Origin of the sequence: Streptomyces sp. NPDC051940 (genome assembly GCF_040680895.1) — a bacterium.
Classification (GTDB): domain Bacteria; phylum Actinomycetota; class Actinomycetes; order Streptomycetales; family Streptomycetaceae; genus Streptomyces.
Window position 1 is genome coordinate 25,269 of sequence record NZ_JBFAXR010000052.1, and the last position, 11,939, is coordinate 37,207.

Below are 11,939 nucleotides of genomic sequence, written 5' to 3' on the forward strand. Positions count from 1 at the left end.
GGTCCACGGGGGCTACCGCCCGCGCAGCCTCCGTACGAGGATCGACGCCTCGCCGCGCGACTCGAGGTCGGCGAGGACCACCGCGACGGCCTCGCGCACGATCCGGCCGCGGTCCACCGCGAGCCCGTGCTCGCCGCGCAGCACGAGCCGGGCCTGCTCGAGGTCCATCAGCTCCTCGGCCGACACGTACACCGTGATCTTCTCGTCGTGCCGCTCCCGCCCGGACGGCCGCCGGGCCGCGGGCCGTCCGCGCCGGCGCTGTCCCGCCGCGGCAGCGGCCGCGGGGGCGGAGCCGGAACCCGTTCCCGGGGCGCCGGCGCGCGGCGCCTTGGCCCGCGCCGGGTCGCCGGGCGACTGGACGCGCTGCTGCGGCGGAGCCGCCACGGGCGCCTCCGACCGCCGTCCGGAGTGCTCTGGTTCGTCCGATCCACCCGCCGCGGCTCCCGAGGACTCCTTCTCGTCGTCCTCCGACGAGCCAGCCGCCGACGCCGTCGCCGTCGAGCCCTCCGGGCCCTCCCCGTTGGCCGAGGGCCGGGACGCCGACGCCCCGCCGCCCGGCGTGGAGGACTGGAGCGCCATCCCCCCGGTCGTACGGAAAAGCTCATCCGCCCCGGGCAGACTCACTCGGCGTGGCACCGGGCGAGCACCTCCCTGGCGAGCTGACGGTAGGCGGCGGCACCGACGGAGTTGGAGGCGTACGAGGTGATCGGCTCGCCGGCGACGGTGGTCTCCGGGAAGCGGACGGTCCGGCCGATCACCGTGTGGTAGACGTGCTCGTCGAACGCCTCGACCACGCGCGCGAGGACCTCGCGGGAGTGCACGGTGCGCGAGTCGTACATGGTCGCCAGGATGCCGTCGAGCTCCAGGTCGGGGTTGAGCCGCTCCTGGACCTTCTCGATGGTCTCCGTCAGCAGCGCCACACCGCGCAGGGCGAAGAACTCGCACTCCAGCGGGACGATGACCTTCTGCGCGGCGGTCAGCGCGTTGACGGTCAGCAGGCCGAGCGACGGCTGGCAGTCGATGACGATGTAGTCGTACTCGGGCATCAGGGGCTTCAGCGCCCGCTGCAGGGTCTGCTCCCGCGCCACCTCGCTCACCAACTGCACCTCGGCGGCGGAAAGGTCGATGTTGGACGGCAGCAGGTCCATGTTCGGCACGGCCGTCTTCAGCAGCACCTCGTCCGCCGACATCCCGCGCTCCATGAGCAGGTTGTAGACGGTGAGGTCGAGCTCCATGGGGTTCACGCCGAGGCCGACCGAGAGGGCGCCCTGCGGGTCGAAGTCGACGAGCAGCACCCGGCGTCCGTATTCGGCCAGCGCCGCGCCCAGGTTGATGGTCGACGTGGTCTTGCCGACGCCGCCCTTCTGGTTGCACATCGCGATGACCGTGGCCGGGCCGTGGTCGGTCACCGGGCCGGGGATCGGGAAGTACGGCAGCGGCCGTCCCGTCGGGCCGATGCGCTCGCGGCGCTGCCGCGCGGCGTCCGGCGCGAGCGTGGCCGCGTACTCCGGATCGGGCTCGTAGTCGGCGTCCGGGTCGTAGAAATGACCTTCGGACAGATCGTCGTAGTCGGCGAGTCCGGTCGTCGGATCGTCCCCGCCGCCGGGGCCGCCTGCCATGGCGTTCACGTGATGATCGTTCCTGCTGGTGGTGGTGTACTGGCCCTGGCGCACGGCGAAGGTGTGGACGGCGACGGAGCCGACAGGCGCGTCGACCCCCGAGGGGACCTGGCCCCGCGCAGGCATTCCTGGTTGACCACCCCCGGGAGTAAATGTCGACTCATTCACAAGTCGTCCTACCTCCTTGGTGACCAGGAAACTTCTAGATAGGTCAGCGTGGCATCATGCCGACGATTGGCGACTCTATGGCGTGTCAGGGGGTCCCAGCAACACAATCAGCCGGACCCGGCACGATGTGTCGGTGGTCGAACAGGCTTCTGCAAGTGCCCTGACAAGACACGTCACCGGCCGAACCCCAGGTGACAAGGTTCGGCCGGTGGGCATCAGTTGGCTGGTTGACGCCTTGTGTTGACGCCGTTCCTATCGGTGTGAGATTCAGCCCAGAACGCGGCTCAGTTCGGTCACCGGAAGACCGTGCGCCTCGCCGACGGGACCGTAAACGACCTGTCCGTCATAGGTGTTGAGGCCCTTGGCCAGCGCCTCGTCGCGGCGCAGCGCCTCCTGCCAGCCGAGGTTCGCGAGCTTCACGATGTACGGCAGCGTGGCGTTGGTGAGCGCGTGGGTGGAGGTGTTCGGCACCGCGCCCGGCATGTTGGCGACGCAGTAGAAGACCGACTCGTGGACCTTGAAGATCGGGTCGGCGTGCGTGGTCGGACGCGAGTCCTCGAAGCAGCCGCCCTGATCGATTGCAATGTCGACAAGTACACTTCCGGGCTTCATCCGGGAGACGAGCTCGTTGGTGACCAGCTTCGGCGCCTTCGCGCCGGGGATCAGAACGGCGCCGATCACGAGGTCGGCCTCGAGGACGGCCTTCTCCAGGTTGTACGCGTTGGACATCACGGTCCGCACCTTGGTGCCGAAGATCTTGTCGGCCTCGCGCAGCTTGCGGATGTCCATGTCGAGCAGCGTGACGCGGAAGCCCATGCCGATCGCGATCTGCGCGGCGGACCAGCCGGAGACGCCGCCGCCGATGACGACGGCCTCGGCCGGGGCGACACCCGGGACGCCGCCCGGCAGCACGCCGCGGCCGCCCTGGGAGCGCATCAGGTGGTACGCGCCGACCTGCGGGGCGAGCCGGCCGGCCACCTCGGACATCGGGGCGAGCAGCGGCAGCTGGCGGTCGGCGGTCTCGACCGTCTCGTAGGCGATCGCGGTGGTGCCGGACTCCAGCAGCGCGTCGGTGCACTCACGGGACGCGGCCAGGTGCAGGTAGGTGAAGAGCGTCTGGTCCTTGCGCAGGCGGTGGTACTCCTCCGCGATCGGCTCCTTGACCTTCAGCAGCAGGTCCGCCGTGGCCCAGACCTCGTCCGCCGTCGCCAGGATCGACGCGCCGGCGGCGGTGTACTCCTCGTCGGTGATGGAGGAGCCGACGCCCGCACCCTGCTCGACGAAGACCTGGTGGCCGTTCCGGACCAGCTCATGGACGCCGGCGGGGGTGATGGCCACCCGGAACTCGTTGTTCTTGACCTCGCGGGGGATACCGACCTTCACGACAGATCACGGTCCTTGGAATCACAGGGAACAGGTGGGTACACGGCATGCGGACGCACAGAATCTGCTGGCGTCGCCGCGATACAGCCAGTGTATTGAAGGACGTCTCGTTGTCTAGCCTTCCAAAGCAAAAAGACCACCTCCGAAACGTCTCTGTTTCTTAGGTTCAACCATTGACGGCGGCCGCCGCCTCGGCATCGTCCATGGCCTCGGGCGTGACGACGTCCGCGAGCCGCCGCGCCGCAGCCCGCTGCACCTCCGCCTCCTGCGGGTCGCCGAGCCGGTCCAGGGTGTCCGCGAGCCGCAGCTGCACCGCCGCCCGCAGCTCGTCGTCGCCGGCCACCAGCGCGGCCTGCAGCGCCTCCTCACACGTGCGCAGGCACTCCAGCGGATGACCGGCGTACTCCTGCACCCGCGCCGTCTCGCCCAGCGCCCGCGCATGGGCCGCGACGTCCCCGAGCCGCCGGTACGCCGCGGCCGCCGCGCGCCACTCGCGCAGGGCCAGGCCCCACTGCGCGGCGTGCGTGTACACGGCGCCCAGCCGTGCCCGCAGCCGTGCCACGTCGGCGTCCTCGCCGCGCACCTGCCGCAGGTCCAGGGCACGCCCGTACCAGTCCGCGGCCCGCTCGAAGTCGCCCAGCTCCTGGTAGGTGCACCCCAGCGACTCCAGCGCCCGGCCGACCGGCACGGGATGCCCCCTGCCCGGCGGGCCCTCGCCGGACTCACGGGCGGCGGCCAGGGCGTCCCGGTAGCGGACCAGCGCCTGGGGGGTGCGGCCGGCGTAGGCGTCGAGGTCGCCGAGGTTGAGCAGCGCCGCCGCCTTCTCGGGGTGCAGTCCGCGCCGCTCGGCCACGCCGAGGACCATCTCGTGCAGCCGGTACAGCTCGGGGGCGGCCGCCTCGGTGTCGTGGTGGGCGGTGAGCGCCTGGGACAGCCCGGCGATGAAGCGCCGGGCGAGGGTGTCGAGCTCACCGTCCGACGCGGCGGAGCGGGCGCCGGCGAGCAGCGCGGGCAGCCGGCTGCGCAGCCATCTGGCGGCCTCCTCGGCCGAGGCGAAGCGCAGGGTGCGCGGCACCCCCTCCAGCGCCTTGTGCACGGGTGAGTCGGCGGGCTCGGTCACCGCGTGGCAGGAGCCCAGCAGCGTCACCTCCCGCTCCAGCATCCGGGCGCGCGCCAGGGTCACGTCCTGCGCCCGCTCGCGGGTCTGGAGCAGGCCCTGAAGCAGCGGACGCAGGCAGGACGGCACGGCGTACAGCCCCTCGCCGGGAGCCGGAACCGGCCGCAGGAGCCCCTGCCGGGCGAAGTCCGCCAGGGTCTTCTCCGCACCGGTCAGCGTGCTGCCCGCCAGCGCGGAGGCGATCTGCGCGTCCACCAGCCCGGCGGGGGCGACGCCCAGCAGCCGCAGCAGCTGCGCGGCGGGCGCCGGCAGCCCCTCGTACGCGAGCCGGAAGGCGCGCCGCAGCGGGGCGTCGGGGCCGGGCTGCCCGTCGTCGTCGGTGAGCGCCCGGAGCTGCTTCAGACCGCTGGCGACCGAGGCGTCCGGCCGCGCCGCGAGCCAGCCGCCGGCCAGGGTCAGGGCCGCCGGGTGCCCGGCGCACTCGTCGGCCAGCGCCTGGGCGGCCTGCGGATCGCAGGCGACGCGGATGTCGCCCGCGTGGGCGGCCAGCAGCCGGACCGCGTCGGCCGGCTCCAGCCCGCCCAGGGTGCAGGGGCGGACGTCGGGGATGCCGGTCAGCGGCCCCTCGGCCACGGCGACGATCAGGCAGTCGCGGGTGTCCGGCAGGATCGGCGGCAGCAGCTCCGGCCGGCGCACCTCGTCCAGGATCAGCAGCACCCGGCGCTCCTGCAGCGTCTCGCGCAGGGTGTCGGCCAGCTCAGCCGGATCGGCGCCGGGCGGCGGCGGGGCGCCGAGGGCCGTGAGCAGCTCGCGGGGCGTGTCCACGGTGAGCGCCGCCCGCAGCACGCCGTCCGGGTAGTCGTCGCCGATGCGCCGGGCCAGCTCGTCGGCGAGCGCGGTACGGCCCGAGCCCGGGCGTCCGGCGATGAGCAGGACGCGTGCGCGGGGCGCGGGGCGGCCGGAGAGGGTGTCGAGGCCGGCGCGGCCGATATCGCTCCGCAAGGCGTCGATCTCGCGACCGCGTCCGAGGAACAGGAACCCGCCGTTGTCCGCGTCCGTCACGTTTTCGAGCGTAATTCACGCAGGGTGGACGCGCAGTTACGGCACAGCCCCGCCCCGGGAGGGGCGGGGCTGATTTCACCGGTACGGGTCAGGTGCGGGCGCCGGAGGTCGGCGCGCCTGTCACCCCTCGTACGGCCGGGCCGGCCAGGGCGCGTCCGCGGGGCGGAGCGAGTCGAGGCCCGGTCCGTCGAGCGCGGCCCGCAGGGCCATGACCCCGAGTGCCAGACAGCTGTTGTGCAGCTCGCCCGCCAGCACGCCCCGTACGAGCTCGTCGAGGGGGACGCGGTCGAACTCCATGACCGCCTCCTCCTCGGAGACCTCGAAGCGCTCGCCCTCCGCCACGCCGACTCCGCGCGCCAGGAAGATCCGGATCGCCTCGTCGGAGCCGCCGGGAGAGGAGTAGAAGTCGGCCAGCACCCGCCAGTCCTCGGCCTTGACGTGGGCCTCCTCGTACAGCTCGCGCTTGGCGGCCGCGAGGGGGTTCTCCCCGGGTACGTCGAGCAGGCCGGCCGGCAGCTCCCAGAGGGTCATCCGCACCGGGTGGCGGTACTGCGAGAGCACCAGCACCCGGCCGTCGTCGTCGAGCGCCAGCACGGCCACCGAGCCGGGGTGGACCTGGTAGTCGCGCCGGGCGGGCTCGCCGCCCGGCATCATGACGTCGTCGGACCGCACGGCGGTCTTGGCGCCGCGGAAGGGCGTCGCGGAGGCGACGACCTCCCAGGACGCGGGCGTGTCCTCGACGGTCACGCCTTGGCCTCCGCCTTGCCCTTGCCCTTCGCGCCCTGCTGGATCCCGACGGCCGCCTTCACCAGGCCCGCGAAGAGCGGGTGCGGGCGGGTCGGCCGCGAGCGCAGCTCGGGGTGCGCCTGGGTGGCGACCAGGTACGGGTGGACCTCGCGCGGGTACTCGACGTACTCGACGAGCTTGTTGTCGGGCGAGGTGCCCGAGAAGACGATGCCCGCCTTCTTCTCCAGCTCGCTGCGGTAGGAGTTGTTGACCTCGTAGCGGTGGCGGTGGCGCTCCTCGACGTACGGCTGGTCGCCGTAGGTCTCCCGGACGACCGAGCCCTCGGCGAGCTTGGCCGGGTACATGCCCAGGCGCATGGTGCCGCCCATGTCGCCCTCGCCGGCGACGATGTCGAGCTGCTCGGCCATGGTGGAGACCACCGGGTGGGCGGTGGCGGGGTCGAACTCGGTGGAGTTGGCCTCCGCGACGCCCGCGAGGTTGCGCGCGGCCTCGATCACGATGCACTGCAGGCCGAGGCAGATGCCGAGCAGCGGCACCCGGTTCTCGCGGGCCCAGCGGATCGCCTGGACCTTGCCCTCGACACCGCGCTCGCCGAAGCCGCCGGGGATGACGATCGCGTCGACGTCACCGAGCGCCTTCTTGGCGCCGGCCGGGGTCTTGCAGTCGTCGGACGTGACCCACTTGATCTTCGCGCGGGCGTTGTTGGCGAAACCGCCGGCGCGGATCGCCTCGGTCACCGACAGATAGGCGTCGGGCAGGTCGATGTACTTGCCGACCAGCGCCACGGTGACCTCGTGCGCCGGCTCGTGCACGCGCCGCAGGAGATCGTTCCACTGCGTCCAGTTCACGTCGCGGAACGGCAGGTCCAGCTTGCGTACGACGTAGGCGTCCAGGCCCTCGCTGTGCAGCACCTTGGGGATGTCGTAGATCGACTTGGCGTCGATGGCGGCGACCACCGCGGACTCGTCCACGTCGCACATCAGGCTGATCTTGCGCTTGATGGAGACGGGCACCTCGCGGTCGGCGCGCAGCACGATCGCGTCGGGCTGGATGCCGATGTTGCGCAGCGCGGCCACCGAGTGCTGGGTGGGCTTGGTCTTCAGCTCGCCGGACGGGCCGATGTACGGCAGCAGCGAGATGTGCACGACGAAGACGTTGTCGCGGCCGACCTCGTGCCGGACCTGGCGCACGGACTCCAGGAACGGCAGCGACTCGATGTCGCCGACCGTGCCGCCGACCTCGGTGATCACGACGTCGACGTCGTCCGTGGCCATCCGGCGGATCCGGGACTTGATCTCGTTCGTGATGTGCGGGATGACCTGCACGGTGTCGCCGAGGTACTCGCCGCGGCGCTCCTTGGCGATCACGGTGGAGTAGACCTGGCCGGTGGTGACGTTCGCCGAGCCGTCGAGGTCGACGTCCAGGAAGCGCTCGTAGTGGCCGATGTCCAGGTCGGTCTCGGCGCCGTCGTTCGTGACGAACACCTCACCGTGCTGGAACGGGTTCATGGTGCCCGGGTCGACGTTCAGATAGGGGTCGAGCTTCTGCATCGTGACCCGCAGTCCGCGGGCCTTGAGCAGGGCACCGAGGCTGGAGGCGGTGAGCCCCTTGCCGAGTGAGGAGGCGACGCCCCCCGTGACGAAGATGTGCTTGGTCGTCGAGGATGGCATGGCCAATGGGGGGCTCCCGTGGTCGCTGGTTGGGCGTACCCCCTGCTGGAAGAGCTCGGGGGAGCGTTGCGGGTGCTTCGGCCGGTGGCTGAAAACTCTCCGCTCCACGGGCTACCAGGGTATCAGCGCCCGGGCCCCCGTGCGCCACCGGCGGCGGCGGCGCGCTGGGGCGCACCCGGTAGCCACCCCCTGCCACCGGCCGGCCACGGCACAAGGGCTGTAGGGGTCTGTGTGCCGGGTCACTCCGTCGTATCCTGCTCGGACGCACTTCTGCGAGCGGAGAGGCACGTTGGCCGGACGCATCGAGGACTACGCACTCATCGGGGACATGCAGACGGCCGCCCTGGTCGGCCGGGACGGCTCCGTGGACTGGCTATGCCTGCCCCGGTTCGACTCCCACGCGGTGTTCGCGGCGCTGCTGGGCACCGAGGAGCACGGCTACTGGCGGCTCGGACCGGCGTACGGCGTCGGGGAGAAGCCACCGACGGCCGCGCGGCGGCGCTACCGCGGTGACTCCCTGATCCTGGAGTCGGAGTGGGACACCCCGCGGGGCACGGTACGGGTCATCGACTTCGTGCCGCGCCGCGACAGCGCCGCCCCGCAGCTGGTGCGGATCGTCGAGGGCGTGAGCGGCCGGGTCCCGGTGCGGTCCGCGCTGCGGATGCGCTTCTCGTACGGGCGGATCGTGCCGTGGGTGCACAAGGTCGACGGCCGTACGGTGGCCGTGGCGGGGCCGGACTCCGTATGGCTGGACACCGAGGTCGACACCTACGGCAAGCAGCTGACGACGTTCGCGGACTTCACCGTCGCCCCCGGCGAGCGGATCGCGTTCACCATCAGCTGGCAGCCCTCCCATCAGCAGCCGCCGGCCCTTCCGGAGCCCGAGGCGGCGCTGACCGCGACGGAGGACTTCTGGCGCGACTGGACGGGCCAGTGCACGTACCACGGGCCCTACCGGGACGCGGTGATGCGCTCGCTGATCACGCTGAAGGCGCTGACGTACGAGCCGACGGGCGGCATCGTCGCCGCCCCGACGACGTCCCTGCCGGAGGACATCGGCGGCGTCCGCAACTGGGACTACCGCTTCACCTGGCTGCGCGACGCGGCCATCACGCTCTCCTCGCTGCTGCGTACGGGCTACCGGGAGGAGGCGCGGGCGTGGCGCGAGTGGCTGCTCCGCGCGGTCGCCGGCGACCCGGAGAACCTGCAGATCATGTACGGGATCGCGGGTGAGCGGGAGCTGGGCGAGGTCGAGCTGGAGTGGCTCCCCGGTTACGAGGGCTCGCGCCCGGTGCGGGCCGGGAACGGCGCGGCGGGCCAGCTGCAGCTGGACGTGTACGGCGAGGTGGCGGAGGCGCTCCATCTGGGCCATATGACGGGGCTGGCGCGCAACGACTACGCCTCGCTGCTGCAGATCCGGATGATCCAGTGGATCGAGGAGAACTGGGAGCGGCCGGACGAGGGCCTGTGGGAGGTCCGGGGGCCGCGGCGGCACTTCACGCACTCGAAGGTCATGCTCTGGGTCGCCGTCGACCGCATGATCAAGCTCGTGGAGTCGGGCGACGCGGACGGTCCGCTGGACCGCTGGCGTGAGCTGCGGGAGGACATCCACCGGGATGTCTGCGAGAAGGGTTACGACAAGGAGCGCAACACCTTCACGCAGTCGTACGGCTCGAAGGAGCTGGACGCGTCGCTGCTGCTCATCCCGCAGATGGGCTTCCTGCCGCCGGACGACAAGCGCGTCATCGGCACGATCGAGGCGATCCAGCGGGAGCTGTCGACGCCGGACGGGTTCATCCTGCGCTATCCGACCTCCGGTACGGAGGAGGGCCTCGACGGGCTGCCGGGCGACGAGGGCGCGTTCCTCGCGTGCTCGTTCTGGATGGCGGACGACCTGGCGATGATCGGCCGGGTCGAGGAGGCCCGCCGCCTCTTCGAGAAGCTCCTCGCCCTGCGCAACGACCTCGGCCTGCTGGCGGAGGAGTGGGACCCGCGCCTGCAGCGCCAGGTGGGCAACTTCCCGCAGGCGTTCAGCCACGTCCCCCTGATCGACACGGCCCTGCGCCTCAGCGCGTCGGTGGCGTTCGCGGGCTGAACCCCGCACCTCGCGGCGGCTCGGGCGCCATCGCCCCCTCGGGCGGCGCCCGGCCGCTCCGGGCCGCGGCCACTCTGGCGTACGGCGGCCCCGGCCCGGCACCTCGAATCGCCGGCCCGGAAACCCGCCCCCCTACGCACCCCTGCCCGCGTCCGGAGCGGAGCCCGAACGCCTCCCCGGGGGTCGGGCCGCCCACCGCCCCCATCCCCCGGACACGTCCGTACCCCGCCGCGAAGGGACACGTTCCGGCCACCCCCTCCCCCGCTCCACACGCGGACTGCCGCAGGTCCGCCCAGGTCGCCCCGCCTGCGTGGCGCGGTGATGATGGGGGGCGGTGCGGTGCTGAGTGGAGGCGCGGTATGGAGCGGGCGACGGGGGTGCACGGGCGGCTGGCGCTGCGGGCCGTGGCCGAACTGCTCGCGACGCAGCGCAACCGGGTCGACTCCTACGCCCGCGCACACGCGCCACCCGCCGCCCCGGCGCGTACCGCAAGCACGCCGCAGGCGAGCGCGCCGCCGCCCGGACACCAGGAGCTGCTCGAGGCCCTGTCGAGCGCCGCGATGCTCGTCACGCCGATGCCGGACGAGCACGGCGAGATCACGGACTTCATGTTCGTGGCGCAGAACGCCCGCGCCCGCCGCTATGCGAAGGACCACGTTCCCGCGGACGCCGTCCCCCCGTGGACCGGCCCCGTACCGCTCTCCCACCGCTTCCCCACGCTCGTGGACAGCGCGTTCTTCCGCCTGCTCGTCGACACCCACCGCGACGGCCTCCCCCGGGGACCCGAGTCCGTGGAGTGGATCCTGACGCGGCCCCACCATCCGCCCGTACTGCTGAACAACGAGGTCCGCGTGGCCCCGTGCGGCTCGCACCTCCTCATCACCTGGGAGGCCGGCAGCCGCGTCCGGATGGCGCGCGCGGCGCAGAACCTGGTCAAGACGTGCTGGGCGGAGTGGAATCTGACGGACGGCACCGTCGTGCCGTCCCTGGGCTTCGGCTCCGTCCTCGGCCTGGCAGAGGACGCGCCCGTCCCCGACCTGCCCGGCCTGGCCGCGCTGATCACCCCCGAGAGCGTGGCCGGGCTGCACGCCGCCCTGTACGACGTACTGCTGCGCGAACGGCCCGCCGAGTGCGAGCTGCACCTGCCGGGCGTACCGGAGCGCACCGTCCGCATGGTCGCCGAGCCCGTGCACCCTCCCACCGGACCCGTCTGGGCGGTGCGCGCCGTCCTCGTCGACGTGACCGACGACCGGCGCCGCCGCCTGCGGGCCGAGGCGGCGCACAGCGAGGCGCGCCGGCAGCGGGCCCGCGCCGAGACGCTCGCCGAGATCGCCGACATTCTGCGCGACGCGGTCCTGCCGCGCTTCACCGGCGAGCTGGGCTCGTACGGGCTGGAAGCGGCGGCCGTCTACCGCCCCGCGAAGGGCGCCACCGTGGGCGGCGACTGGTACAAGGCGCGCAGACTGCCGGGCGGGCGGCTGCTGATCGCCCTGGGCGACGCCCGTGGGCACGGGCTGACGGCCGTGACGCTGATGGCGAAGCTGCGTTACGCGCTGGCGGGCCTCGGCTACACGGACGAACCGGTGGACACCCTCACCCACTGGCTGAACGAGATGGCCTGCGACGACGGCACCGAGTCGACGGCCACCGCGGTGATCGCCCGCTTCCACCCGGAGCGCGGCCTGCTGCGCTGGACCTGCGCCGGCCATCCCCGCCCCGTGCTGCTGCGCGACGGGCGGGCGGTGCAGCTGCCTCCCCCGGAGGGCGGCCCGGGCCCGGCCCTCGGCGTGCTGTCGGGGATGTCGTACCGCGTGGTCGACACGCCGCTCGTCGTGGGCGACATGGTCCTGCTGTACTCGGACGGGCTGATCGAACGCCGCGACACCGACCCGGACGAGGACACGGCGCGGCTGCTCCGGGCGGCGGAGCAGTGCCTGCGCGAGGCCGCGCCGGGCCCCGGGCACGCCGGTCTGCAGGACTACACGGAGCGACTCCTCGACCGGCTCGACGGCCCGCACCGTACGGACGACGCGACGCTGCTGGCGGTACGACGGGTCGTCCCCGGCATGGGCTGACCG

The 11,939-nt window shown here is 72.7% G+C and carries 8 protein-coding genes; 2 read left to right on the forward strand and 6 right to left on the reverse strand.

All coding sequences use genetic code 11. The features are described from left to right. Positions 1-12: 12 nt before the first annotated feature. The 6 genes from AB0M28_RS21005 to AB0M28_RS21030 all read right to left on the reverse strand — a co-directional run bounded on the left by AB0M28_RS21005 (position 13) and on the right by AB0M28_RS21030 (position 7,766). Positions 13-636: a hypothetical protein gene (locus tag AB0M28_RS21005; RefSeq protein ID WP_365406814.1), complete on the reverse strand. Its 624-nt coding sequence runs from the start codon at positions 634-636 to the stop codon at positions 13-15. Further along, positions 621-1,745 (reverse strand): ParA family protein, encoded by a 1,125-nt coding sequence (locus tag AB0M28_RS21010; RefSeq protein WP_365406816.1) that lies wholly within the window; start codon positions 1,743-1,745, stop codon positions 621-623. The genes AB0M28_RS21005 and AB0M28_RS21010 overlap by 16 nt, the downstream gene beginning before the upstream one ends. A 309-nt stretch (positions 1,746-2,054) precedes the next feature. Continuing rightward, positions 2,055-3,170: an alanine dehydrogenase gene (gene ald / locus AB0M28_RS21015; RefSeq protein WP_365406818.1), complete on the reverse strand. Its 1,116-nt coding sequence runs from the start codon at positions 3,168-3,170 to the stop codon at positions 2,055-2,057. 166 nt (positions 3,171-3,336) lie between these two features. Next, a complete protein-coding gene (locus AB0M28_RS21020) occupies positions 3,337-5,349 on the reverse strand; it encodes an AAA family ATPase (protein ID WP_365406821.1) in 2,013 nt (670 codons plus the stop codon). Between the two features lie 120 nt (positions 5,350-5,469). Then, entirely contained in the window at positions 5,470-6,096 is a 627-nt protein-coding gene (locus tag AB0M28_RS21025; RefSeq protein WP_365406824.1) for an NUDIX hydrolase, read from the reverse strand. Next, the gene (locus AB0M28_RS21030; protein ID WP_365406827.1) at positions 6,093-7,766 is read right to left on the reverse strand and encodes a CTP synthase; all 1,674 of its coding nucleotides are present in this window, start codon (positions 7,764-7,766) and stop codon (positions 6,093-6,095) included. Before AB0M28_RS21030 ends, AB0M28_RS21025 begins: the two co-directional genes overlap by 4 nt. Positions 7,767-8,055: 289 nt before the next feature. Between AB0M28_RS21030 and AB0M28_RS21035 the strand changes: the two genes are divergently transcribed. Together AB0M28_RS21035 and AB0M28_RS21040 are read left to right on the forward strand one after the other, a co-directional pair. Beyond that, positions 8,056-9,861: a glycoside hydrolase family 15 protein gene (locus AB0M28_RS21035; protein ID WP_365406830.1), complete on the forward strand. Its 1,806-nt coding sequence runs from the start codon at positions 8,056-8,058 to the stop codon at positions 9,859-9,861. Between the two features lie 359 nt (positions 9,862-10,220). Next, positions 10,221-11,936, forward strand: coding sequence for a PP2C family protein-serine/threonine phosphatase (locus AB0M28_RS21040; protein WP_365406833.1), 1,716 nt, complete (start codon positions 10,221-10,223; stop codon positions 11,934-11,936). Positions 11,937-11,939 lie beyond the last annotated feature (3 nt).